The sequence below is a fragment of the Amycolatopsis sp. A133 genome, assembly GCF_031082405.1.
Taxonomy (GTDB): domain Bacteria; phylum Actinomycetota; class Actinomycetes; order Mycobacteriales; family Pseudonocardiaceae; genus Amycolatopsis.
Genome location: NZ_JAVHJU010000001.1, coordinates 126,595 through 150,708, shown reverse-complemented (window position 1 = coordinate 150,708; position 24,114 = coordinate 126,595). Strand labels below are relative to the sequence as shown.

The 24,114-nt window shown below is 71.6% G+C and carries 23 protein-coding genes and 1 pseudogene; 13 read left to right on the top strand and 11 right to left on the bottom strand.

Features of this window, described 5'->3' with window-relative positions; translation table 11 throughout:
- Positions 1-10: 10 nt before the first annotated feature.
- A complete protein-coding gene (locus Q5425_RS00765) occupies positions 11-1,147 on the top strand; it encodes a CaiB/BaiF CoA-transferase family protein (RefSeq protein WP_308670063.1) in 1,137 nt (378 codons plus the stop codon).
- Here Q5425_RS00765 and Q5425_RS00760 read toward each other — a convergent pair.
- Both Q5425_RS00760 and Q5425_RS00755 read right to left on the bottom strand, forming a co-directional pair.
- A complete protein-coding gene (locus Q5425_RS00760) occupies positions 1,144-1,674 on the bottom strand; it encodes a GNAT family protein (protein ID WP_308670062.1) in 531 nt (176 codons plus the stop codon). The two genes, Q5425_RS00765 and Q5425_RS00760, sit on opposite strands and share 4 nt — an antisense overlap.
- A 232-nt stretch (positions 1,675-1,906) precedes the next feature.
- Entirely contained in the window at positions 1,907-2,680 is a 774-nt protein-coding gene (locus Q5425_RS00755; protein ID WP_308670061.1) for a crotonase/enoyl-CoA hydratase family protein, read from the bottom strand.
- Between the two features lie 116 nt (positions 2,681-2,796).
- On the opposite strand from Q5425_RS00755, the gene Q5425_RS00750 reads away from it, so the two are divergent.
- From Q5425_RS00750 to Q5425_RS00730, 5 genes are all read left to right on the top strand, one after another.
- Positions 2,797-2,964, top strand: coding sequence for a hypothetical protein (locus tag Q5425_RS00750; protein WP_014466828.1), 168 nt, complete (start codon positions 2,797-2,799; stop codon positions 2,962-2,964).
- Between the two features lie 359 nt (positions 2,965-3,323).
- A complete protein-coding gene (locus tag Q5425_RS00745) occupies positions 3,324-3,806 on the top strand; it encodes a helix-turn-helix transcriptional regulator (RefSeq protein ID WP_308670060.1) in 483 nt (160 codons plus the stop codon).
- Positions 3,807-3,930: 124 nt separating this feature from the next.
- Positions 3,931-4,845: a lytic murein transglycosylase gene (locus Q5425_RS00740; protein ID WP_308670059.1), complete on the top strand. Its 915-nt coding sequence runs from the start codon at positions 3,931-3,933 to the stop codon at positions 4,843-4,845.
- 65 nt (positions 4,846-4,910) lie between these two features.
- Positions 4,911-5,312 carry a hypothetical protein gene (locus Q5425_RS00735; protein ID WP_396135114.1) on the top strand — a complete coding sequence of 134 codons (402 nt, stop codon included), beginning with the start codon at positions 4,911-4,913 and terminating at the stop codon, positions 5,310-5,312.
- Positions 5,313-5,325: 13 nt separating this feature from the next.
- Complete coding sequence (locus Q5425_RS00730; RefSeq protein ID WP_308670058.1) at positions 5,326-5,667, top strand: DUF3817 domain-containing protein; 342 nt, start codon at positions 5,326-5,328, stop codon at positions 5,665-5,667.
- Here Q5425_RS00730 and Q5425_RS00725 read toward each other — a convergent pair.
- Entirely contained in the window at positions 5,645-7,087 is a 1,443-nt protein-coding gene (locus tag Q5425_RS00725) for an MFS transporter (protein WP_308670057.1), read from the bottom strand. The genes Q5425_RS00730 and Q5425_RS00725 overlap by 23 nt on opposite strands.
- Before the next feature lie 134 nt (positions 7,088-7,221).
- Between Q5425_RS00725 and Q5425_RS00720 the strand changes: the two genes are divergently transcribed.
- On the top strand, positions 7,222-7,788 hold the full coding sequence (locus tag Q5425_RS00720; protein WP_308670056.1) for a TetR/AcrR family transcriptional regulator: 567 nt from the start codon (positions 7,222-7,224) through the stop codon (positions 7,786-7,788).
- An 18-nt stretch (positions 7,789-7,806) separates the two neighbouring features.
- Here the strand turns inward: Q5425_RS00720 and Q5425_RS00715 are convergent, their stop codons facing one another.
- Together Q5425_RS00715 and Q5425_RS00710 are read right to left on the bottom strand one after the other, a co-directional pair.
- Complete coding sequence (locus tag Q5425_RS00715; protein WP_308670055.1) at positions 7,807-9,399, bottom strand: cation acetate symporter; 1,593 nt, start codon at positions 9,397-9,399, stop codon at positions 7,807-7,809.
- Positions 9,396-9,833 carry a DUF485 domain-containing protein gene (locus tag Q5425_RS00710; RefSeq protein ID WP_308670054.1) on the bottom strand — a complete coding sequence of 146 codons (438 nt, stop codon included), beginning with the start codon at positions 9,831-9,833 and terminating at the stop codon, positions 9,396-9,398. The genes Q5425_RS00715 and Q5425_RS00710 overlap by 4 nt, the downstream gene beginning before the upstream one ends.
- Before the next feature lie 1,007 nt (positions 9,834-10,840).
- Between Q5425_RS00710 and Q5425_RS00705 the strand changes: the two genes are divergently transcribed.
- Genes Q5425_RS00705 through Q5425_RS00690 form a run of 4 tightly spaced genes read left to right on the top strand, consistent with a single transcriptional unit; the run spans position 10,841 to position 16,466 of the window.
- The gene (locus tag Q5425_RS00705) at positions 10,841-14,701 is read left to right on the top strand and encodes a nitrate- and nitrite sensing domain-containing protein (RefSeq protein ID WP_308670283.1); all 3,861 of its coding nucleotides are present in this window, start codon (positions 10,841-10,843) and stop codon (positions 14,699-14,701) included.
- Positions 14,698-15,150: a roadblock/LC7 domain-containing protein gene (locus Q5425_RS00700; protein ID WP_004561253.1), complete on the top strand. Its 453-nt coding sequence runs from the start codon at positions 14,698-14,700 to the stop codon at positions 15,148-15,150. The genes Q5425_RS00705 and Q5425_RS00700 overlap by 4 nt, the downstream gene beginning before the upstream one ends.
- A gap of 7 nt (positions 15,151-15,157) precedes the next feature.
- Positions 15,158-15,874 (top strand): DUF742 domain-containing protein, encoded by a 717-nt coding sequence (locus tag Q5425_RS00695; protein WP_308670053.1) that lies wholly within the window; start codon positions 15,158-15,160, stop codon positions 15,872-15,874.
- 28 nt (positions 15,875-15,902) lie between these two features.
- A complete protein-coding gene (locus tag Q5425_RS00690; RefSeq protein ID WP_013224365.1) occupies positions 15,903-16,466 on the top strand; it encodes an ATP/GTP-binding protein in 564 nt (187 codons plus the stop codon).
- 325 nt (positions 16,467-16,791) lie between these two features.
- Here the strand turns inward: Q5425_RS00690 and Q5425_RS00685 are convergent, their stop codons facing one another.
- The 3 genes and pseudogenes from Q5425_RS00685 to Q5425_RS00675 all read right to left on the bottom strand — a co-directional run bounded on the left by Q5425_RS00685 (position 16,792) and on the right by Q5425_RS00675 (position 18,223).
- On the bottom strand, positions 16,792-17,451 hold the full coding sequence (locus Q5425_RS00685) for a DUF899 domain-containing protein (protein WP_308670282.1): 660 nt from the start codon (positions 17,449-17,451) through the stop codon (positions 16,792-16,794).
- Positions 17,452-17,493: 42 nt separating this feature from the next.
- Positions 17,494-17,895, bottom strand: a pseudogene (locus Q5425_RS00680) (SRPBCC domain-containing protein); the annotation flags it as partial.
- On the bottom strand, positions 17,888-18,223 hold the full coding sequence (locus Q5425_RS00675) for a metalloregulator ArsR/SmtB family transcription factor (RefSeq protein WP_308670052.1): 336 nt from the start codon (positions 18,221-18,223) through the stop codon (positions 17,888-17,890). The gene Q5425_RS00675 and the pseudogene Q5425_RS00680, both read right to left, overlap by 8 nt.
- Before the next feature lie 137 nt (positions 18,224-18,360).
- On the opposite strand from Q5425_RS00675, the gene icmF reads away from it, so the two are divergent.
- Positions 18,361-21,594, top strand: coding sequence for a fused isobutyryl-CoA mutase/GTPase IcmF (gene icmF / locus Q5425_RS00670; RefSeq protein WP_308670050.1), 3,234 nt, complete (start codon positions 18,361-18,363; stop codon positions 21,592-21,594).
- Here the strand turns inward: icmF and Q5425_RS00665 are convergent.
- The gene (locus Q5425_RS00665) at positions 21,591-21,836 is read right to left on the bottom strand and encodes a class I SAM-dependent methyltransferase (RefSeq protein ID WP_308670281.1); all 246 of its coding nucleotides are present in this window, start codon (positions 21,834-21,836) and stop codon (positions 21,591-21,593) included. The genes icmF and Q5425_RS00665 overlap by 4 nt on opposite strands.
- Before the next feature lie 62 nt (positions 21,837-21,898).
- Here Q5425_RS00665 and Q5425_RS00660 point away from each other — a divergent pair, with 62 nt between their 5' ends.
- Positions 21,899-22,729 (top strand): LLM class F420-dependent oxidoreductase, encoded by an 831-nt coding sequence (locus tag Q5425_RS00660; RefSeq protein WP_308670049.1) that lies wholly within the window; start codon positions 21,899-21,901, stop codon positions 22,727-22,729.
- Here the strand turns inward: Q5425_RS00660 and Q5425_RS00655 are convergent.
- Together Q5425_RS00655 and kstR are read right to left on the bottom strand one after the other, a co-directional pair.
- On the bottom strand, positions 22,683-23,378 hold the full coding sequence (locus Q5425_RS00655) for a maleylpyruvate isomerase family mycothiol-dependent enzyme (RefSeq protein ID WP_308670048.1): 696 nt from the start codon (positions 23,376-23,378) through the stop codon (positions 22,683-22,685). The genes Q5425_RS00660 and Q5425_RS00655 overlap by 47 nt on opposite strands.
- Positions 23,375-24,001 (bottom strand): cholesterol catabolism transcriptional regulator KstR, encoded by a 627-nt coding sequence (kstR, locus tag Q5425_RS00650; RefSeq protein ID WP_308670047.1) that lies wholly within the window; start codon positions 23,999-24,001, stop codon positions 23,375-23,377. Before kstR ends, Q5425_RS00655 begins: the two co-directional genes overlap by 4 nt.
- Positions 24,002-24,114 lie beyond the last annotated feature (113 nt).

Sequence of the window (24,114 nt, the reverse complement as noted above, 5' to 3'; positions counted from 1 at the left end):
GACCTCGGTCATGAAAGCAGGTCCGCTCAGCGGCCTGAAGGTGGTCGAACTCGCCGGTCTCGCGCCGGGGCCGTTCGCCGCGATGGTCCTCGCCGACCTCGGCGCCGACGTCGTCCGCGTCGACCGCGCGCAGCCGGGGGAGGACGTCCTCGGCATCCAGACCGACCCACTGGCCCGCGGCCGCCGGTCGGTCGGCATCAACACGAAGACGCCCGAAGGCGTCGAGCTGGTGCTGAAGCTGTGCGACACCGCGGACGTCCTCATCGAGGGCTTCCGCCCGGGCGTCGCCGAGCGGATCGGGCTCGGCCCCGACGTCGTGCACGCCCGCAACCCGCGCCTGGTCTACGGCCGGATGACCGGCTGGGGCCAGGACGGGCCGCTGGCCAAGGCGGCCGGGCACGACATCAACTACATCGGCATCGCCGGTGCGCTGGAGCCGATCGGACGCGCGGGCGAGCGGCCGGTGCCGCCGCTGAACCTCGTCGGCGACTTCGGCGGCGGCGGGCTGCTGCTGGCGATGGGCATCCTGGCCGCGCTGTACGAACGGAACACCTCGGGCCGCGGCCAGGTCGTCGACGCGTCGATGGTCGACGGCGCCGCCCTGCTCACCACCAGCCTGCACGGCATGGCGGCGGCCGGGCTCTGGGGCGGCGACCGCGGCGACAACATGCTCGACGGCGGCGCCCCGTTCTACGACACCTACGAAACCGCGGACGGCAAGTACGTCGCCGTCGGCGCGATCGAGATGCGGTTCTGGGGCGACCTGGTCAAGGTCCTCGAACTGGACCCGGCGGAGCTGCCGCTGCACATCGACAAGACGCAGTGGCCCCGGCTCCGCGAGATCGTGGCGGGGGCGATCGCCAAGCACACCCGCGACGAGCTCGTGGCGCGCGCCGAAGGCACCGACGCGTGCCTGACGCCGGTGCTCTCGCCCACCGAAGCGGCGTCGCACCCGCACAACGCGGCGCGCGGCACGTTCGTCGACATCGGCGGCATGGTCCAGCCGGCCCCGGCACCGCGGTTCGGCCGGACCCCGCCGGAGACGCCGGAAGCCCCGCACGCCAAGGGTTCCGACACCGAGGCCGTGCTGGCCGAGCTGGGCGTCACGGACCTCGGCGCCCTGCGTTCGGCGGGCGCGATCGCCTAGCTTTTCGCCAGGTCGGAGCGCACGACCGAATAGCCGACGTGGTCGCGCCATTCGCCGTCCCGGAAGTCGTAGCCGCGAAGGACGCCTTCGCGGGTGAAGCCGGCTTTCTCGAGGGCGCGCTGTTCGGCGCGGTTGCCGACCTCGGTCGTCGCTTCGACCCGGTTGAGCTGGGTGTGGGCGAAGAGGTACTCGACGAGCAGGCGCTGGGCCTCGGTGCCGTAGCCGTGGCCGCGCGCTTCCGGGACCAGCACGAGGCCCATGTTCCAGCAGAAGGAGGCCGGCCCGGTGCGGGTGCGGTGCCAGGAGACGAGGCCGAGCACGCGCCCGCCGAGCGTCGGCACCAGCATGCCGCCGTCGGTGGTGAGCATCCCGGTCTCGTGCCAGCGGCGGCGCAGGTAACCGGGGTCGTGCCAGCCGAACCACTGGTGTTCGCCGGCGGCGACGGGATCGTTGGTCAGCCGTTCCAGGAGGTCGAGATCGCCCTCGGCCACCGGCCGGAGCTCCACTCCGGAGCCGTCGTCGTGCATCCGGAGACCTTATCGGCCGCTTGACCGGAACCGGGACGGCCCGCGAACCGCATCCCCCGGTCGAAGCACCCCCGGTAACCCCGAGCCATCACGTGCGCAAAGAGGCATCACGCGTGACTGAGCGGGCATCTCGCGTGATCAGGCGGGCATCAGCGTGATGCCCCTCCAGTCACGCGAGATGCCTCTCCAGTAACGCGAGATGCCTCTCCGGACACGGGTGATGCCCCGCGGGTCACGTGAACGTGCCGTGGCGGCCTTCGCCGCTCGTGAAGCGGGCCGCGCCGTCGACCGCTTCGGCCGCCAGGACGCCCGTGCCCATCGCTGCGGCGAACTCCGCCGTCAGCGCGTCCGCTTCGGACTCGCCCCACTGGGCCAGTGCCGAACGGCGGTCGCCGCGCAGGCACGCCTGCGGGAACGCCGCGAGCTGCCGGGCCAGCTCCTGCGCCGCCGGCGCCGCCTCGCCCGCCGGCACCAGCCGGTTGGCCAAGCCGATCGAGAACGCCTCCTCGGCGTCGACCGGCCGGCCCGTCAGGATCAGGTCCATCGCCCGCGACTGGCCGATCAGGCGCGGCAGGCGCACCGTCCCGCCGTCGATCAGCGGGACGCCCCAGCGGCGGCAGAAGACGCCGAACACCGCCGTCGTGTCCGCGACGCGCAGGTCGCACCACAGCGCCAGTTCGAGCCCGCCCGCGACGGCCGGCCCGTGGACCGCCGCGATCACCGGTTTGCCGAGGGTCATCCGGGTGGGGCCCATCGGGCCGTCCCCGTCCGGGTGAGTCCGGTTCATCCGGCCGGTGCCGACGGCTTTGAGGTCGGCGCCCGCGCAGAACGCGCCGCCGGACCCGGTCAGCACCGCGACGGCCGCGTCCGGGTCCGCGTCGAAGGCGCGGAAGGTATCGGCCAGCTCCACCGCCGTCGGCCCGTCGACGGCGTTGCGCGCCGACGGCCGGTCGATAGTGATCGTCGTCACCGCGCCGTCCCGCTGCACCAGCACGTTCCCGGACATCGCCGCTCCTCGGGTCGATCGGGTGGGGTTGATCGAGGTGTCTTCCGCGCACGCCTTCCCTAGAGTATTGGGATGGCCACTCCCGGGACGGGGACGGCGAGCCGGGGAGGAAACGCATGTCGGGCGGCGTCAAGAAGATTCTCATCGTGGGCGTGGTCGCGCTCGTGCTCTTCCTCCTGATCACCCAGCCCACCCAGTCCGCCGACTTCGTGCACCGCGTGCTCGGCTGGCTGAAGGACGGCGCCGAAGCGATCGTCACGTTCTTCCGGGCGCTCTTCTCGTGATCTCGTGCTCCTCCGTACCGGCGCCGCCACGGGCGGTGCCGGTGACTACCGTGCGTGTTAACGGACGGTAAATCACGCAGTGTCACCAATCTCGGATTTCGGACTTCGACACTCGACCATCCGGGTGGATTGCGGCCGAAAACACGCAGGTCGGCGAATTCGTGGCATCCGGGGTCTGGCGAAGACGACCACCCCGGCCCTACGGTGCTCACATTGCGTGATCGGGTGGTTCGCCATCCCCCCGGAGAACCCCGGTACGCAGGCAATTTCCACTCAGCAAGGTGCAGGTTGGTGCGTGCGGCACCACCGCTGGGACAGGCGTTAGGGCCTGTCCGTCGGGGACCTACAAGGAGGCAGGGATGACCGGAGATCCCGGAGTGGACGCGCTGATCCGGCAGTGGGCTGCCGAGCGCGAGCGGACCCCGGAGGAGCAGGAGGTCGACCGCATCGCTTCCGCGTGGCTGGCCGACGCTCCCGCGCAGGCCCCGGGCATCCCCGGCCAGCGCGCCCGGACCGGGCAGTCGCGGTTCGTGCCCGTCGAGTCGGCCGATCCCGGCTACCTCGACGCGATGCGCCGCCGGCTGCCGGAGGTGCCCGAAGAACTCCTCACGGCCGCCGCGGGCTGGTGGCAGATGGTCGGCGGCGTCGCCGAGGCCGAGGAGTGGTGGGACGCCGGCCTCAGCCCGCTCGACCAGCGGGCCCTCGACTACCGGGCGGCCGGGCTCGCGCCGTCCGACCTGAGCCGGCGGCTCGGGCCGATGACCGTCCTGCAGCACCTGCGCCGCGGCAGCGCCCCGGCCTGGTGCGTCGCGCGGCTCGCGCGGCAGCAGAAATCCGCCTGACGAGAGCGTTTTCCACTCGGCCGGGTGACCCGGTGTGGTGAGACGATCGAGACGACCCGCGTAACGCCAACCCGCGCGGGCTCGTTGACACTTCGTCGACATCACACCGGAGGACCGGAGTTTCGTGCGCACCAGAACCGGAAAGACCGAGGACGACCCGATCGGCCCGAGCGCCGAGGAAGCCGTCCCGGCCCCACCGGTACCGCGCTCTCCGGGTATCGCCGTGCTCACCTGGCTGCTCGTGGTCCTCGCCGTGCTGGCCGTGGCCGGCGGCGGGATCTGGCTCGTCACCCGCGCCGCGACGCCGGAGGCGAGCCCGACGACCACCGAAATCCCCGCCTTGCAGGTCAAGGCGGCCGACGTCCGCCCGGGGTCGGTCGCCCCGGCCGGCGGCGCCGTGGCGGGCGGGGCCGAGCAGCAGACGTCTCCCCAGCAGGCCCGCCCGCAGAACACGGGCCCGGCGACGCTCTCGCAGTGGGCGAGCCAGGTCGCGGCGGTCACCGGCGTCCCGGCGCGGGCGCTGCAGGCGTACGGCAACGCCGAGCTGGCGATGCGGGCGAACCAGCCGGGCTGCAAGGTTTCGTGGGCGACCCTGGCCGGGATCGGCCGCATCGAGTCCAACCACGGCCAGTACGCCGGCGCGGTGCTCGGTGCGGACGGGCGGCCGTCCAAGCCGATCATCGGCGTCCCGCTCGACGGTTCCGCGGGCGTCCAGGCGATCGGCGACACCGACGGCGGCCGCTACGACGGCGACGCCGGGCTGGACCGCGCGGTGGGCCCGATGCAGTTCATCCCGGGCACGTGGCGCAAGTGGGCTTCCGACGGCAACGGTGACGGCCTCGGCGACCCCCAGCAGATCGACGACGCCGCCCTCGCCGCGGCCCGTTACCTGTGCGCGGGCGGGCGCGACATGGCGAGCCCGCCGGGGTGGTGGGCCGGGATCCTGTCGTACAACAACTCGACGGAGTACGCGCAGAAGGTGTTCGGCCTGGCGGACGGGTACGCCAAGGCGGCCCAGTCGGTGCGGAAGCAGGGCTGAGAGCCCGGCCACCCCGTCCGCGACCGCGCGTCGTCCTTCAGCTCGCCAGTGCTAGCGTCGACTTCGTGCCAGACCCCCACCCGCCGGCCGCTTCCCCCTGGGGACGCCGGATCGCGATCGTCGCGACCTGCCTGGCGAGCTTGCTCGTCTGCTGCGGGCTCGCCTGGTGGCAGTGGGACCGCTTCACGTCGGCGAACGGCACCTTCCAGAACCTCGGCTACGTCCTGCAGTGGCCGTTGTTCGGGCTCTTCCCGGCCTTCATGTTCTGGCGGATCCGCCAGCTCCGGCAGAAGGCCGCCGAAGCCGGCGCCGAAACGCCCGTCGACGTGCAGCCCGACGTGCCCGCCCCTCGTCCCCGTCCCCGCCCCGACGCCGGGCCGGCGCCGACGGAGGAGGACGAGGAGCTGGCCGCCTACAACCGTTACCTGCGCGAGCTGAACGCCCGCGACGAGCAGGCCGCAGAGTGAGGACCACGACCCGATGACCACCAGCACCGAAGGCGCCCAGACCGCGGTTCCGCTCGCCGGCCCGCTGGTCCGGTTCCGCACCGCCGCCTACGTCACCGGTGTCGGCCTGCTCGGCCTCTGCTTCGTGATGGTGCTCCGGTACGGCTTCGACAACCCGGCGCCGTCCGCGGTCTACTCGCCGATCCACGGCGTCCTCTACATGATTTACCTGGTGCTGACCATCGACCTGGCCATCAAGGCCCGCTGGTCGATCAAGGGCACCGTCCTCGTGCTGCTGGCCGGCTGCGTCCCGTTCGTCTCGTTCCTCGTCGAGCGCCGGGTGACCCACAAGGTCAAGGCCGGGCAGAAGCTGTGACCGCGGCCTGACGCCGGAAGGTCAGCGCCACCAGCACCGTGCAGGCCGCGAGCACCGCGGCCGTCGCGAACGCCGCGGTCATGCCGTCGACCGTCAGCTGCGGTCCGGTGGTGCCGGCCGCGGCCGCCGTGCGGGTCGTCGAGCCGAAGACCGTGACCAGGATGCCCAGCCCGAGGGTGCTGCCGACCTGCTGCATGGTCTGCAGCACCCCGCCCGCGGCGCCCGCGTCCTCGCTCGGCACGGTGGCCATGACGATCACGTTGAGCGGCGCGAACGCCAGCCCGCCGCCGAGCCCCATCAGCAGCAGCGGCCCGAGAAGCGCCGGGAAGTACGTGCTGTCGGTGGTGAGCAGCGCGAGCCAGCCGACGCCGGTGACCATCAGGACCGAGCCGGTGACGGCCAGCGGCTTCGGCCCGTAGCGGGGGAGCAGCCGCGGCACGAGCCGGCTCATCGTGAAGATCAGCGCCGCCATCGGGAGGAAGGCGAACCCGGTCGCGAGCGCGGCGAAGTGCCGGATGTCCTGCATGAACTGGGTGAGGAAGAAGAACATCGACATCATCGCCATCGGCCCGAGGAAGAAGTTGACGTAGGCCGCGCTGCGGTTGCGGTCGGCGAACAGCCGCAGCGGGACCAGCGGCAGCGCGGTGCGGGCTTCGATGGCGACGAACCCGGCGAGCAGCACCAGGCCGGCGGTGAGCGAACCGAGCGTCACCGCGTTGCCCCAGCCGTCGGACGCGGCGTGGGTGAAGGCGAACACGAGCGCGCCGACGCCGAAGGTGCCGGTGACCGCGCCGGGCAGGTCCAGGTGCGCCCGGCGGCGTTCGGGTTCGGCCACGAACCGCGGGGCGAGCAGGGCGATCGCCAGCCCGAACGGGACGTTGATGAACAGCGCGGCGCGCCACGAGATCCATTCGGTGAGCAGGCCGCCCACGATCAGGCCGATCGCGAAGCCGCCGCTGGACATCGCGGAGAACAGCGCCAGTGCCCGGACGCGGGCCTTGGGCTCGGTGAAGGTCGTCGTGACCAGCGCCAGGGTGCTCGGGCCCGCCATGGCGGCGCCGACCCCCTGCACGACGCGGGCGGTGATGAGCAGCGCGGCCGAGTCGGCGAGGCCGCCGGCCAGCGACGCGAGCGTGAACACGACGGTGCCCGCGACGAACATGCGCCGCCGTCCGAACAGGTCGCCCGCCCGGCCGCCGAGCAGCAGCAGGCCGCCGAAGACGAGGCTGTAGGCCGTCATCACCCAGGCCAGGCCGGTGGCGGAAAAGCCCAGGTCGGACTGGATGCGCGGGAGCGCGACGTTCATGACGGTGGCGTCGAGGATGAGCATGAGCTGGCAGGTCAGGATGATCGCGAGGACCAGCCCGCTGCGTCTGCGCCGAGCCGGTGCGGGCGCACGGTCGACCGTTTGCTGGGACAAGGGATACTCCCCCGAGGAGTGGAAGAAGAAGCGGAGATGTTCTCCGCTTGGCTGTGATCCGATAATATGGAGAGCGTCTCCGGATGCGCAAGTGAATTCGGAGAATCTCTCCGGTTAGTGGCGAGGAGGCCGGGATGCCCGACGCGGGCTCGGAGCGCCCGATGCGCGCGGACGCGCGGCGCAACTACGAACGCATCGTCGCGACGGCGAAGGACCTCTTCACCGCGCAAGGCGCCGACGTACCGCTGGACGACGTCGCCAAGAAGGCCGGCGTCGGCGCGGGCACCCTGTACCGGCACTTCCCGACACGGGAAAAGCTGTTCGAAGCGGTCTACCGCGAAGAGATCGCGGTGCTCGCCGACCGCGCGTTCGTCCTGCACGAGCAGCTGCCGCCGTGGGAGGCCCTCGAAGCGTGGCTGCGCGCCCAGGTCACCTGGGTCGTCGAGCGGCACAAGCTGGCGACGATCCTCAAGGAGTCGATCGATTCCGGCTCGGAGACCTTCCAGTACTGCCAGAAGCGGCTGCGCGAAGCGACGGGTGTGCTCGTCGATGCGGCGCAGGAGGCCGGGCTGGTCCGGCCGGACGTCATCGGCGCGGACGTCCTCCGGCTCGGCCACGGCGCCGGGATGGCCGTGCGCAACTGCAGCCCGGAAGACGGCAAGCGCGTGCTGGACGTGATCCTGGACGGCCTGCGCGCCTGACGCAGGCCGCCCGGGGGATCAGCTACCGATGCCGGTCATCGAGCGGACTTCCATCTCCGCCTGCTTCCGGGCGTCCGCCTTCGGCCGGCCCAGCAGCGTTCCGGCGAACCCGCACAGGAACGAGAACGGGATCGACACCAGGCCCGGGTTCTTCAGCGGGAACCAGGCGAAGTCGACGCCCCGGAAGATCGCGTCCGGTGCCCCCGAGACGACCGGGGAGAAGAGCACCAGGAGCAGGCACGCGATCAGGCCGCCGTACATGCCCCACAGCGTGCCGGTGGTGTTGAACCGCTTCCAGAACAACGAGTACAGCAGCGTGGACAGGTTCGCCGACGCCGCGACCGCGAAGGCCAGCGCCACCAGGAACGCGACGTTCTGCCCGTTCACCAGCACCCCGCCGACGATCGCCAGCGCGCCCACCACGATCGCGGTCAGCCGCGCCACCCGGACCTCGTCCGCCGGTTCGGCCTTGCCGCGCTTGAAGATGTTCGCGTACACGTCGTGGGCGAACGACGCCGACGCGGTGATCGTCAGCCCGGCCACCACCGCGAGGATCGTCGCGAACGCCACCGCGGCGATGATGCCCAGCAGCAGCGTCCCGCCGATGTGCAGCGCCAGCAGCGGCGCCGCCGAGTTCTCCCCGCCCGGGGCGCCCTTGATCTCGTCCGCGCCGACCAGCGCGGCCGCGCCGAAGCCGATCACCAGCGTGCACACGTAGAAGATGAGCATGCAGACCGTCGCCCAGACCACCGAGCGGCGCGCTTCCAGCGAGTTCGGCACCGTGTAGAACCGCATCAGCAGGTGGGGCAGCGAAGACAGGCCGAGCACCAGGGCCAGTGCGAGCGACACGAAGTCGAGCTTGGTGGTGTCGTCCTTGCCGTAGGACCCGCCCGGTTCCAGCAGGTGCTCGCCCAGCGGGCTCTTCTCGGTCGCGGCCGAAAGCAGGTTCGAGAAGTCGAAGCCGAACTTGCCGAACAGGAAGACCGCCATCAGCACCACGGCCAGCATCAGCACGGCGGCCTTGATGATCTGCACCCACGTGGTGCCCTTCATCCCGCCGACCAGGACGTACAGCACCATGACCAGGCCGACCACGCCGATCACCAGCGCCTGCCCGAGCCGGGTGTGGATGTCGAGCAGCAGGGCGACCAGGCCGCCGGCGCCCGCCATCTGCGCCAGCATGTAGAACAGCGAGATCACCAGGGTCGACGTCGCCGCCGCGGCGCGGACCGGGCGCTGCTTCATCCGGAAGCTGACGACGTCGCCCATCGTGAACCGGCCGGTGTTGCGCATCAGCTCGGCGATGAGCAGCAGGTCCACCAGCCACGCGACCAGGAAGCCGATCGAGTAGAGGAAGCCGTCGTACCCGTGGACGGCGATCGCGCCGGCGATGCCGAGGAACGACGCGGCCGACAGGAAGTCCCCGGAGAGCGCGATGCCGTTCTGGCGGCCGGTGAAGGCGCTGCCCGCGGCGTAGTAGTCCGACGTCGAGGAGTTCCGGCTGCCCGCCCGGTAGACGACGTACAGCGTGATCGCCACGAACAGGCCGAACACCACGGTGTTGACGATCGGGTCGCTGGCGGGCAGCCCGTCCGCGGCGAGGGCGGTCATCGGCGCTGCTCTTCCCCGAGGCCCGCACGGGCGCGCAGCTCGGCGACCCGGGGGTCGAGCCGGCGGCGCGCGTAGCGCAGGTAGAGCCAGGTGACCAGCGCGGTGCTGACGAACTGGCCGAGGCCGAGCAGGATGCCGACGTTGACCTGGCCGAACACCTTGCGGCTCATGAAGTCGTGCGCGTAGGCGGCCAGCAGCACGTAAGTCATGTACCAGGCGAAGAAGGCGAAGCTCATCGGGAAGACGAACCCCCGGAACCGGCGGCGCAGCGAGACGAACTCGGGGCTGGCCTGGATCGCGGGGTAGTCGGGGCCGGTGGGGGCGGCGGGCCGGCGGGCCGGGGTCGCGCCCGGGGGGTCCCCGGCGGGCAGAGCCGGTATCCGGCTCGTCTCCTCGAGGGCGTTGCCCGGACCGGGCCGCGCTACGTCGTACATGGTGCCTCCGGCGGTGCCTCCGTGGCGGCGGGCTCCGGCCGCCTGCGGGCAGGGTGCCGGACCGCCCTTGCGGACTGCGAGGGCACATCGTAACTACGCCGTCCGGCCGCACCCGAAGGCGGCCGGACGCTCCGGCCGGTCCGCACGGACGGTATTCGTTTTCCCGTCGAACACGTCGAATGGGGCCGTGACAAGGGCCGGAGAGGAACGTCCGTAATGTCGAAAGAATTGTGACAGCACGTTGTCGAGGCCGGTGTCAGCTGCGACAAACGGGTTAACGGATCAGCGCGCTTCCGCTGAAGAGTCACGGAAAGTAGCAAAATGAGCGGTGCGATAGTGCGCGCGGTGACCCCCGGATGGCCGGAAGGCGACGAAGATCCACTGGTCAGCGCGGTGATCCGAAAGAAATCACCAGGTCGGGGACTGGCGCCCGGCAACGCCACAACATCGGGCACACCTTGAGGCTTGACCCACTCGTTGGTGGTACGCAGTGTAGATCGTCCGAGGGACGCTGCTACGCTGCATGGGCTAATCGGGTGACCGCCGGACGCTCCTGGCCCACGCGTCCGGTAACCGGAATTCCCTCTTAGGGGGCGATGAGGCGGAATGTCCTGGCCCGCACCCGATCGCGAAAGCACTTTTCGCAGGTCAGCGCCCGAACCCGGAACACAATTGACCCGGAAGGCGGCGGGGGTACGATTCTTTGGCCCAGCTGACCGCAGCGATCGATTGGCACCGATAAAGTTGATCTCGATCACCGTGCACAACGCAACTTGCGCCGTGCACGTGCAGATACCCGGGCACGGGACGGCGACGCGGTGCCTGCCCGGCGCCGGGCGTGCGGACGGCGGGGCAGCCGGGGCCGGGCGAGGGCGCCGGGGAAGCGGCAGGGCGGGGACGGCACGGCCGTCCGGCGGCCCGCCGCGAGCCGGGACGCCGCGCCGCCGACGCGGATCCATGACGCCGGACAGGGAGTCACTCACGTGACCGTTGCAGGAGAAGGTCAGGTGCCCGTCGGGGAACTGCTCGGCCGAGCGCCCCGGCGGTCAAAGGGGAAGGCCGTGTGGCGCGCGCTGGTGCAGTGGCGCGACTGGAGCCTGCCCGTCAAGCTGTCGGCCGTCACGGTCGTGCCCATCGTCCTCGCGCTGGTGCTGGGCATCGCGACGATCGCCGCGCAGGTCGGCCGCTCGGACGAGTACCAGCGGCTCGACCGGCTCGTCGCGCTCGGCGGCGGGATCCGCGAGCTCGCCGGCGCGCTCCAGCAGGAGCGCACGGTCACCGCGGCGATGCTGACGGAGGGCACCGTCGGCGGCACTCCCGAGCTGGCTGCGGCGCGCACGGCCACCGACGCCGCGACCGGCCCGTTCACCGCGGAGCAGGCGCGCGCCGGCGAAGCCGAGCCCGGCGTGTCCGGGGCCGCGGGTGCGGCCTCCGCGCAGGTCGGCAACCTCGCTTTCCTGCGCCGCCAGGTCGACGGCGGTCAGCTCGACCCGGGCCAGGCCATCACGGCGTACTCCGCCCTCACCGGGTCGCTCATCAGCCTCGACACCGCGGCCACCGCGGGCGCCGGCGACGGCACCCTCGGCGGCACGCCCGCCGGGCTGCACGAACTGCTGGTCGCCGGCGAGCAGGTGTCGCTCAGCCAGGCCATGGTCTCCTACGGCATCGGCCGTGCGTCGCTGACGCCGAGCGAGCTGGCCACCCTGCGCGCCGCCGAGCTGCGGCTCGCCGACCGGCTCGTCGACTTCCGTTCCGCGGCGGGCGACACGCTGCAGCGCGACTTCGCGGCGATCGCCGAAGGCACGCAGGCGCAGAGCCGGGCCCGGATGGTCGAGACGGTGCTGAACGCGCAGAGCGGCGCGGTGGACGACGCCCTGCGCGCGCTGCCGGCCGCGGACTGGGCCGCCGCCTCCGCGGCGATGCGCACGCAGATCGGCCAGATCGCCGGACGGCTCGGCGCGTCGGCGGCGCAGACGTCGGCGGAGCTGGTCGACGAGTCCAGCAGCGGCGCCGGCCTGCTCGCGGTGCTGCTGTTCGCCGCGATGGTGCTGGCCGTCGCGGTCGTCTTCCTCATCACCCGCCAGCTGCTGCGCTCGCTGAAGGTGCTGCGCCGCAGCGCGCTCGACGTCGCCGAGACCGCGTTGCCGGAGGCCGTCCGCAACATCCAGGAGGGCCGTGCGCAGGGCACCGACGTCCGGCCGGTCCCGGTGCACACCGACGACGAGGTCGGCGAGGTCGCGCGGGCCTTCGACAAGGTGCACCACCAGGCGCTGCGGCTGGCGACCGAGCAGGCCGCGATGCGCACCGGCTACGGCAGCGTCTTCGTCAACCTGTCGCGGCGCAGCCAGAGCCTGGTGCAGCGGCAGCTGCAGCTGATCGAGCAGCTCGAGCGGGACGAGGAGGACGCCGACCAGCTGGCGACGCTGTTCCAGCTCGACCACCTCGCCACCCGGATGCGGCGCAACAACGAGAACCTGATGGTGCTTTCGGGCGCCGAACCGGGCCGCCGGTCCGGGAAGCCGGTCGGCACCACCGACATGCTCCGGGCCGCGGTGTCGGAGATCGAGCAGTACCAGCGGGTCCAGGTGCAGCCGCCGCCTCCGGCCCGGATCGTCGGCTACGCCGCGAGCGACCTGATGCGCCTGGTCGCCGAGCTGCTGGACAACGCCACGGCGTTCTCCGCGCCGGAGACCACGGTGACCGTGGCCTCGCGGATGGGTGAGGACGGCTCGCTCAACATCGACATCCTCGACAAGGGCATCGGCATGAACGAGGCCGAGGTCGCCGAGGCGAACACCCGGCTGACCGAGGCCGGGTCGGTCGACCTGGTGACGTCGCGCCGGATGGGCCTGTTCGTCGTCGGGCGGCTGGCCAGCAGGCACCGGATCGGGGTGTCGCTGCACGGTGGCAAGGACATCGTCGGCGTCCGCGCCACGGTCGTGGTCCCGCCGGACCTGGTGATGCCGGTGACCGACGGCCCGGCGACCGGGCCGATCGGCGCCCTGCAGCAGCACCCGGCGAGCCCGGCGGCGGGCAACCGGCTGCCGCGCCGCCCGGTCAACGGCCACGCCCGCCCGCGGCCGGTGGTGCCGCCGCAGCCGGCGATGGGCGAGGAGCGGTGGCCGTCGGCGAGCGACCTCGCCGGGCTGTCCGGCGTGCGCCCGCCGTCGGACCTGGAGATTTCCGGCACGGCGCTGTTCGCCCCGATCGCGAAGGACGACGACGTCCCGCCGCAGCGCCCGGCCCTGCCGCAGGTGCCGGCGGTGCTGCCGTTGCCGCAGCCGCCGTCGCGGGGCGACGACCTGCCGGCGGGCAAGGACCTGTTCACGGCCAACGAGACGACGCTCAGCGACTGGTGGCAGGAGGCCACGGCGGGCTCGGAGCCGCCCCCGCCGGCGGCCGCACCGGACCGTTCCGAGACGACGCCGATCTTCGACGAGATGCTGTCGGCGTGGTTCCGCGAGGACAAGCCGGCGGCCGAGGAGGAACCGGCCGCGGCCCAGGAGGTCCCGCCGGAGGAGCGCCGCAGCTGGGATTTCGCGAGCGACGAGAACTTCCGCACGGTCCAGGAGCGGACGAAGGCGGAGCCGACGGCGTTCACGGAGGCGGGCCTCCCGCGCCGCCGCCGCGGCGAGCAGCTGCTGCCGGGCAGCGCAACCCCGCCCGCGGCCTTGCCGAAGCCCGCCCCGGCCCCGGACCTCCCGGTCCGCGACCCGGCGGAGGTCCGCGGGCGGTTGAGCAGCTTCCAGCAGGGCGTGACCCGCGGTCGCCGCCAGGCCGCAGCCCAGCGGCCCCGAGCGGCCCAGCAGCGCGCGGCGCAGCAGGCTCAGGGGACGCCGGCGGTGCAGGGCCTGGGCACGGCCCAGGACGCGGCGGCGGCGCAGGCTGCTGCGGCGGCGCAGGCCGCGGAGGCACGGCAGGGGGCGGAGGCGGCCGGGCAGAGTTCCGGTCCGGCGCAAGGCACGCCGGAGGCGACCGGGCAGCCGGGTGGGGCTCGGGAGGCCGGTTCGCAAAGGCCGGCCGGGCAGGGTGCGGATTCGGCGCAGGCCGCGTCGGAGATGTTCGGGCAGCCGGGTGGGGCTCAGCAGGCCGGTTCGCAGGATGCTGCCGGGCAGGGTGCGGATGCGGCGCAGGCCACGCCGGAGCTGTTCGGGCAGCCCGGGACAGCGCAGCAGCCGAGCGGCGCACAGCCCGCGGCGGCCCAGCAGGAACCTGCGCCCGTGGCCGATCCGCAGCCCGAGCTGTCCGACGACCCCTCACAGCCGAAGCTGCAGGGTGACATCTTCGCCGCCGGTTCGCAGCCGGACCACGAGCCGCCCGCCGAAGACTCGCCGCCGGCCGCGCCGGCAGCGGACCGGGGCACCTTGCCCAGCCGGCCCGCCGCCAAGCCGAACGCTCTCCCGAAGCGTTCCGTGCCCTCGCCGCAGCCGAGCCGCCCGGAGCCCGAGCCGGCCGTCTTCCAGGAGTCCGGGCAGCTGCCGATCGCCAACGGCCGTCCCGCCGCTCCGCCGGCTTCGCTGCCCAGCCGGAAGGCGCCCGGCACCCCGGCTCCGCGGCGGGAAGAAACCGCGGTGGAGGCCACCACCGAGTGGAACTTCGGGACCGACGACGGCTGGCGCGCGGTGCAAGCGGTGTCCCAGTCGACACCCTCCACATTCACTTCGGCAGGATTGCCCCGGCGCCGTCGCGGGGAGCAGCTGCTTCCGGGCAGCGTCGGACCGTCCACCGGGGCCACGGCCCCCCGACCACAACGGGACGCACACGACGTGCGCGGCCGCCTGCGGAGTTTCCAGCAGGGCATCGAGCGCGGGCGCCACCGCACCGCGCAGGCGGCCGAGACCAACCACGAGACCTTGGAGGGTGAATGACCTCGCCGAGTAGCGCTCAGCCGACGCAGAACCAGTTCGGCTGGCTGGTGAACGACTTCGCGGAGCGGGTGCCCGGGGTGGCCCACGCCGTGGTCGTCTCGGCGGACGGGTTGCTGCTGACCGCGTCGAACCGGCTCCCGCTCGACCGGGCCGACCAGCTCGCCGCGGTCGCTTCGGGCCTGGTCAGCCTCACGCAGGGCGCGGCCCGCTGCTTCGAAGCCGGCGCGGTCAACGAGACCGTCGTCGAGATGGAGCTCGGGATCATGGTGCTGATGTCGATCAGCGACGGGTCCTGCCTCGCCGTGCTCGCCGCCCCCAACTGCGACATCGGGCAGGTCGCCTACGAGATGACGATGCTCGTCGACCGCGTCGGTCAGATCCTCACCCCGGAGCTGCGTGCTCAGCTTCAGGGCTCCGGGGGGTCGCTGATCGGCGAACCGGTGGGATGATGGCGCGATGAGCACGGGGTCCGGATTCGACGGCGAACCACCCGAGGGGCGCAACCCCGCGGGGCGAGGGGACGACGGCACGTTCGCCGACGTCCTCAACGGGTTCACGCTGGATTCCGCCCGTGCCCGCCGGAAGCGCAAGAAGAGCAAGGAGTCCCCGCAACCCCCGGCCGCCGGTGCGCACGCGGCCGCGGATCCGCCGGCGCCCGCGCCGTCGGCCGACCAAGGAGATCGTGTGACCTCTTTAGTCTCGCCACCCGGCAGTACCGACGGGGACAGCCCCAGACCGGGCGGGCTGTTCGACCCGGGCCCGCCCAGCGGCGAGTTCATCATGCCCGCGGTGTTCGAGCAGCCGCCCGCGCCCGAGGAGCTGACGGCGATCGTCCGGCCCTACGCGCTGACCGGCGGCCGCACCCGGGCGAACTACGCCCTGGAGCTGGAGACACTGATCTCCGCGAAGGACTACGCTGCCACCGGTGGCTTCCCCGAAGTGGCCGCGGAGCAGATCGAGTGCATTTCGATCATGGAAGAGTGCCGGACCCCCCGTTCGGTCGCCGAGATCGTTTCGGCGCTGCGGGTGCCTTTGGGCGTGGCCCGGGTGCTGATCAGCGACGCGGCGGACGCCGGGCTGGTCACGGTGCACAAGACGATAACGGGCAATGACGGCGCCGAGGCACATCTGGTGTTGATGGAAAGGGTTTTGAGTGGACTCCGTCGGCTTTAAGGCACCGCGGGACACCGCGCCCCCGACCATGACCTCCGCCAAGATCGTGGTGGCCGGCGGATTCGGCGCGGGGAAGACGACGTTCGTCGGGTCGGTGTCGGAGATCGTGCCGCTGACCACCGAGGCGATGATGACCGACGCCAGCGTCGGCGTCGACAACCTCGATCACACCCCGAACAAGTCGACGACCACGGTGGCGATGGACTTCGGCCGGGTGTCGCTGGACGCGGACCTGATCCTGTACCTGTTCGGCACGCCCGGGCAGCAGCGGTTCTGGTTCATGTGGGACGACCTGGTCCGCGGCGCCATCGGCGCGGTGGTGCTGGCCGACACGCGCCGGCTGGCCGACTCGTTCGCCCCGATCGACTTCTTCGAGGACCGCGGGCTGCCGTACATCGTCGGCGTCAACACGTTCGACGGCGTGCTGGAGCACGACATCAACGACGTCCGCGAGGCGCTGTCGATCGACCCGAACATCCCGATCGTCCGCTGTGACGCGCGGGACCGCGAGTCGACCAAGCAGACGCTGATCACGCTGGTCGAGTACGCCATGCGGCAGTGGATCGCGCTGCGGGCGGCCAACGCGCGCTGACGCCGTCGGGGCCCGGGGCACGCCCGGGCCCGCCGCCGCTCACGCGCGCCGGAAGCGCAGCAGCACGACCCGGCCGTCGAACGTGCGCGACTCCGCCGGTTCCAGGCCGAGCCGCGCGGTGCCCTCGGCGAACGGCGCTTGCCGCCGCCGAGGACGACCGGGTGCACGAACACCGGGTACTCGTCGATCAGGCCGCGCGGTCAGCTCGGCGGCCAGCTCCGCGCCTGCGAGTAACCGGACAGCTCCGGGCCCATGGCCGGCCAGTCGAGCTCACCGCTCGGACCCTCGACGCAGCCGTCCAGCGAAGTGTGGACCAGGTGGACGATCAGTACTCGTCGTGACGGCGCCACCACGAGCCGGGAGCGTCGTCGCCGCGGCTCTCCTCTTCCCAGGCCTCCTGGCGCCCCAGCGGCGTGATGTCGAGGTACCGGTGCGACGCCAGGAACGTCTCGCCGCCCCGGCCGGAGGTGAAGTAGGTCCGGTAGACGTCGTCGCCGTCGCGGAGGAAGACGCTGACCCCGAAGCCCGCGCCGACACCGCAGTCCTCGGTGAAGTCGCTGCCGTGCGCGGACACCCACGGCACGTCCCAGCCCATCCGCGTCTTGTACCGCTCGATCTCGGCGAGGGTGGCGGGCGCGACGACCGTGAGCGTGACGTCCCGGGCGTGCAGGTGCGCCAGGTGCGGCATGTTGTCCACGAGCAGCGAACAGCCGGGGCAGCCCGCTTCGTCGCCCGGGTGCAGCATGAAGTGGTAGACGATCAGCTGGCGGCGGCCGTCGAACAGGTCGAGCAGGCTCTTCTTCCCGTCGGCCGCGTCGAACCCGTACGCCTTCGTGAAGGGCACCATCGGCAGCCGGCGGCGTTCGGCGGCCAGGTGGTCGGCCGCCTTCATGTGCTCCTTCTCCTTGACGAGCAGCGCGTCGCGCGCGGCCTGCCACTCTTCGGCGGAGACGATTTCGGGCAGGGCGTGGCGGGTCGCGGTCATCGGGTGTCCTCTCGTCGGGGGGTGGATGAAGCCGGCCAGGTCGTCGAAGCAGGAGCTCCAGCCGCCGTGGTGGTCGTCGCGGTCGGCGGCGGCCGGGAAGCCGGTCTGGACGAAGGTCATCTCGGTCTTGCCGTCGAGGTCGGCGAAATCGATCGTCACGAGGGTCTCGGTGCGCAGGTCGCCTTCGGTGTCCCAGGCGAAGGTGAACACCAGCCGCCCGGGGGCGTCGACCTCGCGGTAGACGCCGTGCATCCAGTGCTCGTCGCCTCCGGGGGAGCGGATGCACGCCCGCCAGGCGCCGCCGGGGCGGGTGGCGAGGGTGACGGCGGAGCCGGTGTAGCCGCGCGGCCCCAGCCAGCTCGCCAGCTGGTCGGGATCGGTCCACGCGGCGAAGACGAGTTCGCGCGGGGCGTCGAACACGCGGGTGATGGTGAGGTCAGGCATCGCCGGGGCCTCCGGTCAGGGTCCGCAGGTGCTCCTCGAGGCGGTCGAACCCGTCGTCCCAGAAGCGGCGGTAGGCCGCCACCCAGTCCGCGACGTCTTCCAGGGGTTTCGCCTCCAGCCGGCAGGGCCGCCACTGGCGGGTGCGGCCGCGGGTGATCAACCCGGCCTCTTCGAGCACCTTCAGGTGCCGGGAGACCGCGGGCAGGCTCATCGGGAACGGCTCGGCGAGCTCGTTCACCGTCGCTTCGCCCGCCGCCAGGCGCGCGAGGATGGCGCGCCGGGTCGGGTCGGCGAGGGCCGAGAACGTCCGGCTCAGCGTGTCCGTCATTTCACCATCCTGTTAATTAACGTACTCGTTAAATATAGGCCCGAGCTGGTGGTTGTCAAGTTCTCCCGGACTGCCGTGAGAGCCGCGTCACTGGTCCTCGGGTTTCCAATAGTAGGAAGCCAAAGTATTTTGGGAGGATGAGCAGTGAGCTGTACCGCCCCGTGCACCCCGTCCGGTTCGTCACCGCGTCGAGCCTCTTCGACGGCCACGACGCATCGATCAACATCATGCGGCGGATCCTGCAGTCGCAGGGCGCGGAGGTCGTCCACCTCGGCCACAACCGGTCGGTCGACGAGGTCGCCACCGCGGCCATCGCCGAGGACGTCCAGGGTGTCGCCATCTCTGCCTACCAGGGCGGCCACGTCGAGTACTTCTCCTACCTGGTCGAGCTGCTGCGCGAGCGCGGCGCGGACCACATCAAGGTCTTCGGCGGCGGGGGCGGGGTGATCGTGCGCGAGGAGATCGAGCTGCTGCACTCGCGCGGTGTCACCCGGATCTTCTCGCCCGAGGACGGCTACGAGATGGGCCTGCCGGGCATGATCAACTTCATGATCAAGGCCTGCGACGTCGACCTCGCGGCCGAGGCCCCGGCCCTGGACAAAGTGCTCTCCGGCGACATTGCCGCGCTCTCGCGGGTCATCACGCAGCTGCAGGCCGAACGGCTCTCCGACGACCTGCTGAGCGGCCTCACCGAGGCCGCCGGCAAGCGCGAGGTCCCGGTGCTCGGCATCACCGGCACCGGCGGCTCGGGCAAGTCGTCGCTCACCGACGAGCTGATCCGCCGCTTCCGCCTCGACCAGGAGGACAAGCTGCGGATCGCCGTGCTCGCCGTCGACCCGACGCGGCGCAAGGGCGGCGGCGCGCTGCTCGGCGACCGCATCCGGATGAACTGCCTCGACGGCTCGCCGGTGTACTTCCGCTCCCTGGCCACCCGGACGACGTCCGGCGAGATCCCGGCGGGGCTGAGCGAATCGATCCTGGCCTGCAAGGCCGCCGGCTACGACCTGGTGATCGTCGAGACGCCGGGCATCGGCCAGGGCGACGCCGGGATCGTCGACTTCGTGGACGAGTCGCTGTACGTGATGACGCCGGAGTTCGGCGCCGCGTCGCAGCTGGAGAAGATCGACATGCTCGACTTCGCCGACGTCGTCGCGATCAACAAGTTCGAGCGCCGCGGCGCCGAGGACGCCCGCCGCGACGTCGCGCGCCAGCTGGTGCGCAACCGCGAGGCCTTCTCGGAAGGCCCGGACGACATGCCGGTGTACGGCACGAGCGCGGCGAAGTTCAACGACGACGGTGTCACCGCGCTGTACCAGCACCTGCGCGGCCTGCTCGCCGAGCGGGGCCTCGGCGTGTCCACGGGAACGCTGCCGCAGGTCGAGGGCAAGGTTTCGACCGACGCCTCGACGATCATCCCGGGCAACCGGTCGCGGTACCTGGCCGAGATCTCCGAGACCGTGCGCGGCTACCACGCGAAGACCGAGCAGCAGGTCGCCGCGATCCGCAAGCACGAGGCGCTGGCTGTTGCGCGCGCGGAACTGGCCGAGGTGGACGCCTCGACCGACGCGCTCGACGGTCTCCTCGCGGCGGCCGAGTCCGATGTGGACGGCGAGTCGACGCAGCTTCTCGAGCGGTTCCGTTCGCTCGCCGAGGAATACCGCCAGGACGAGCTGGTCGTGAAGATCCGCGACAAGGAACTGCGCACGCAGCTGTGGCGCGACACGCTGTCCGGCAACCGGATCCCGCGCGTCGCCCTGCCGCGGTACGCCGAATCCGGTGAGCTGCTGTCGTTCCTGCGCCGTGAGAACCTGCCGGGCTACTTCCCGTACACCGCGGGTGTTTTCCCGTTCAAGCGCGACGGGGAGGACCCGGCGCGGATGTTCGCCGGCGAGGGCGACGCGTTCCGCACCAACCGGCGCTTCAAGCTGCTCTCGGCCGACTCGGAGGCCAAGCGGCTCTCGACGGCGTTCGACTCGGTGACGCTCTACGGTCACGACCCCGACACGCGCCCCGACATCTACGGCAAGGTCGGCACGTCGGGCGTGTCCATCGCGACGCTCGACGACATGAAGGCCCTCTACGACGGCTTCGACCTGACCGCGCCGAACACGTCGGTGTCGATGACCATCAACGGCCCGGCGCCGACGATCCTCGCGTTCTTCCTCAACACGGCGATCGACCAGAAGGTCGAGGCGTTCCGGGCCGAACACGGCCGCGAGCCGTCGGACGCCGAAGCCGCCGAGCTGCGCGAGTGGGTGCTCCGCACCGTCCGCGGCACGGTGCAGGCCGACATCCTCAAGGAGGACCAGGGCCAGAACACCTGCATCTTCTCCACCGAGTTCAGCCTCCGGATGATGGCCGACATCCAGGAGTGGTTCATCGAGCACGGCGTGCGGAACTTCTACTCGGTGTCCATTTCGGGCTACCACATCGCCGAGGCCGGGGCGAACCCGATCTCGCAGCTGGCGTTCACGCTGTCCAACGGCTTCACCTACGTCGAGTCGTACCTGGCCCGCGGCATGGACATCAACGACTTCGCGCCGAACCTGTCGTTCTTCTTCTCCAACGGCATGGACGCGGAGTACTCGGTGCTCGGCCGGGTGGCGCGGCGGATCTGGGCGGTGGCGATGCGCGAGCGCTACGGCGCCAACGAGCGGTCGCAGAAGCTGAAGTACCACGTGCAGACGTCCGGCCGGTCGCTGCACGCGCAGGAGATGAGCTTCAACGACATCCGCACCACGCTGCAGGCGCTCTGCGCGCTGTACGACAACGCAAACTCGTTGCACACCAACGCGTTCGACGAGGCGATCACCACGCCGTCGGAGTCGTCGGTGCGCCGCGCGATGGCCATCCAGATGATCATCAACAAGGAGTGGGGCCTGTCGAAGAACGAGAACCCGCTGCAGGGTTCGTTCGTCATCGACGAGCTGACCGACCTGGTCGAGGAGGCCGTGCTGACCGAGTTCGACCGCATCTCCGAGCGCGGCGGCGTGCTCGGCGCGATGGAGACGGGCTACCAGCGCGGCAAGATCCAGGACGAATCGATCCTGTACGAGCGCAAGAAGCACGACGGCTCGCTGCCGATCATCGGCGTCAACACGTTCCGCAACCCGCATGCCGGTGAAGAGGACGCCGAGGTCGAGCTGGCGCGGGCCACGGAGGACGAGAAGAAGTCGCAGCTGGACCGGCTCGCGGACTTCCAGCACCGCCACCACGAGGAGTCCCAGCAGGCCCTGAAGGCCCTGCGCGAAGCGGCCACCCGCGGCGGCAACCTGTTCGGGGTGCTGATGGATGCCGCCCGGGTGTGCTCGCTGGGCCAGATCACGGAGGCCTTCTTCGAGGTCGGCGGGCAGTACCGCCGCAACGTCTAGGAGCGCACGGCCTTCAGCTGCCAGACCGGGACCAGGACCCGGCCGTCCGCGTCGGTGTCCAGTCCGGTCATGGCGGCGACCGTGTCGAAACGCCCTTCGTAGCCTTCGAGCTCGGTCGCGTCGGCCACCGCGAAGGTGACGCCCGGCGCGCGCGTCCGGGCCTGCTCAACCGCCGACGGGGCACCGTCCAGGCCGGTGACCCGCAGGCCGCGCGAGGCTGCGGCGCGCCGAGGTCCCCTTATTCAACGTATGATGAGATGGCTCCATCCTGCACGCCCTGTCAACCCGGTGGTACTCCTTGACCATGAAATTCGGCATTTCGACGTTCGTGACCGACGAGGGCATCCGCCCGGACGTGCTGGGTGCGGCCCTGGAGGAACGCGGCTTCGACTCGCTGTTCCTCGCCGAGCACTCGCACATCCCGGTGAGCCGGGAAACCCCGTACCCGGGCGGCGGCGACCTGCCCCGCGTGTACTACCGCACGCTCGACCCGTTCGTGGCGCTCACCGCCGCGGCCACCGCGACGTCGGAGCTGCTGCTCGGCACCGGGATCGCGCTGCTGATCCAGCGCGATCTGATCCACACCGCCAAGGAGGTCGCGTCCCTCGACCTGATCTCCGACGGGCGCGCCCTGTTCGGCGTCGGTGTCGGCTGGAACCGGGAGGAAATGCGCAACCACGGCACCGACCCGAAGACGCGCGGCGCGCTGATGGACGAGCAGCTGGCCGCGCTGAAGGAGATCTGGACGAAGGACGAGGCCGAGTTCCACGGCGAGCACATCGACCTCGACCCGATCTTCAGCTGGCCGAAGCCGGTGCAGAAGCCGCACGTCCCGATCTACATCGGCGGCGAGAGCGAGGCCGCCCTGAACCGCCTGGCCAAGTACGGCGACGGCTGGCTGCTCCGGGGCTACACGAAGTACCAGGAGGCACAGCGCGTCCGCCGCTGGCTGGCCGAGCAGGGCCGCGAAGACGTCCAGTTCGCGGTCTTCGGCGGCCCGACGACGCCGAAGGTGATCGACGGGTTCCGCGAGGCCGGTGTCGAGCGGTACACGTTCCTGCTGGACACGCTGCCGGAAGCGGAGACGCTCAAGGCGCTCGACGAACTGGCCGAGGTGGCCGCCGCGCACCGCTGACGCCCGGCCAGGGACCCAGTTCGGGGAGGTTGCCGGTGAGGCCGTCGCCGGCCGCCCGCCCGGACAGCCAGGCGGCCAGGTCCCGCGCGGACCCGGTGACCTCGGCGCCGCCGGAGCCCCAGCGACGGTCGCCGGCGCGGGCCGTGACACCGGAGGGCAGGCGGGCGGCGAGGAAGTCCACCGCGTGGACGGCGAAGTCTTCGGGCCAGTCGATCACCCCGATGCCGACGTCGAGGTCGACGGCGTGGATCCACACCTCGCGCCAGCGCGCGAAGACCGTGCTGGACAGCTTGCCGTCGCGGTAGTCGACGTGCTGGTCCCAGTCGCGCACGCGGGCCCAGGCGTCTTCCAGGCGGACGGACTGCTGGAGCAGGGCCCGCCGGTGCTCCTCCGCGGTCCGGCCGGCGGTCGCTTCGATGATGCCGTCCCGGTCGTGCGTCGCCGGGTCGTAGAGCGGGACGAGCACGCCGAGCAGGGCGTGCTCGACCAGGTCGGCCAGTGCGCGGCCGGCGTCGGTGACGTGGGCCAGCACGTGACCGCGCGTCCAGCCGGGCAGGGGAGAGGGCTCGCGGACCTGCTGGTCGGTCAGGCCGTCCAGTGCGCGGTGCAGTCGGCGGTGCGCTTCGGCGACCGCCGCGACCGGGATCATTTGTCCAGCAGCAGGTGCACCGACAGTTCGAGGCGGTTCGCGACGTCGGCGGCCGAGGCTCGGCGGGTCACCCAGGCCACCAGGTTCGCCATCCAGACGTCGGCGACCACGTGGAAGATGTCGCGGTCGGCCTCGGCCGGCTCGGCGATGCCCATCGCCTTGGCGAACATGTTCTCCATCAGCCGTCCGACCTGCTCGACCTCGGCGGCGGCGGAGGTGTCGGCGAACATGAACGCGCGCACCATCGCCTCGGTCAGGTGCGGGTCGCGCTGCATCAGGCGCGTGTTGCGGCCGAGCACGAACATCAGCCGCTCGGCGGGGGTGTCGCCCGGGATGGCCTGGCGCTCCAGCTTCTCCTGCGCGCGCTCGAACTCGCGGGCCAGCCCGGAGACGAGCAGGTGGATCTTCGAGGGGAAGTAGCGGTACAGCGTGCCGAGGGCGACGTCGGCCTTCTCGGCGACGGCGCGCATCTGGACGGCGTCGTAACCGCCCTTCGAGGCGAGCGCGAGGGTGGCGTCGATGATCCGGCGGCGGCGGTCGCGCTGGGCGGCCGAGCCGAGCTCGTCCGCGCCGATCGCGCTCAGGCCGTTGCCGCGGGCCTTGGTCTTGCCGGGCATCGGCATTCCCCCGTCCTTCGGAACTTGTTCCAGTTCACGACGTAGATTACCGGTCCTGGCGAAACGTTCAACAACCGACCCGCTGGCCGAAAAACTATAACACGTTCTACACTCGCGAG

Coding starts and splice junctions, on each gene's coding strand:
- Q5425_RS00765 (WP_308670063.1), top strand. CDS start 11: ATGAAAGCAGGTCCGCTCAGCGGCCTGAAGGTGGTCGAACTCGCCGGT.
- Q5425_RS00760 (WP_308670062.1), bottom strand. CDS start 1,674: ATGCACGACGACGGCTCCGGAGTGGAGCTCCGGCCGGTGGCCGAGGGC.
- Q5425_RS00755 (WP_308670061.1), bottom strand. CDS start 2,680: ATGTCCGGGAACGTGCTGGTGCAGCGGGACGGCGCGGTGACGACGATC.
- Q5425_RS00750 (WP_014466828.1), top strand. CDS start 2,797: ATGTCGGGCGGCGTCAAGAAGATTCTCATCGTGGGCGTGGTCGCGCTC.
- Q5425_RS00745 (WP_308670060.1), top strand. CDS start 3,324: ATGACCGGAGATCCCGGAGTGGACGCGCTGATCCGGCAGTGGGCTGCC.
- Q5425_RS00730 (WP_308670058.1), top strand. CDS start 5,326: ATGACCACCAGCACCGAAGGCGCCCAGACCGCGGTTCCGCTCGCCGGC.
- Q5425_RS00720 (WP_308670056.1), top strand. CDS start 7,222: ATGCCCGACGCGGGCTCGGAGCGCCCGATGCGCGCGGACGCGCGGCGC.
- Q5425_RS00715 (WP_308670055.1), bottom strand. CDS start 9,399: ATGACCGCCCTCGCCGCGGACGGGCTGCCCGCCAGCGACCCGATCGTC.
- Q5425_RS00710 (WP_308670054.1), bottom strand. CDS start 9,833: ATGTACGACGTAGCGCGGCCCGGTCCGGGCAACGCCCTCGAGGAGACG.
- Q5425_RS00700 (WP_004561253.1), top strand. CDS start 14,698: ATGACCTCGCCGAGTAGCGCTCAGCCGACGCAGAACCAGTTCGGCTGG.
- Q5425_RS00695 (WP_308670053.1), top strand. CDS start 15,158: ATGAGCACGGGGTCCGGATTCGACGGCGAACCACCCGAGGGGCGCAAC.
- Q5425_RS00690 (WP_013224365.1), top strand. CDS start 15,903: ATGACCTCCGCCAAGATCGTGGTGGCCGGCGGATTCGGCGCGGGGAAG.
- Q5425_RS00685 (WP_308670282.1), bottom strand. CDS start 17,451: ATGACCGCGACCCGCCACGCCCTGCCCGAAATCGTCTCCGCCGAAGAG.
- Q5425_RS00675 (WP_308670052.1), bottom strand. CDS start 18,223: ATGACGGACACGCTGAGCCGGACGTTCTCGGCCCTCGCCGACCCGACC.
- icmF (WP_308670050.1), top strand. CDS start 18,361: ATGAGCAGTGAGCTGTACCGCCCCGTGCACCCCGTCCGGTTCGTCACC.
- Q5425_RS00660 (WP_308670049.1), top strand. CDS start 21,899: ATGAAATTCGGCATTTCGACGTTCGTGACCGACGAGGGCATCCGCCCG.
- Q5425_RS00655 (WP_308670048.1), bottom strand. CDS start 23,378: ATGATCCCGGTCGCGGCGGTCGCCGAAGCGCACCGCCGACTGCACCGC.
- kstR (WP_308670047.1), bottom strand. CDS start 24,001: ATGCCGATGCCCGGCAAGACCAAGGCCCGCGGCAACGGCCTGAGCGCG.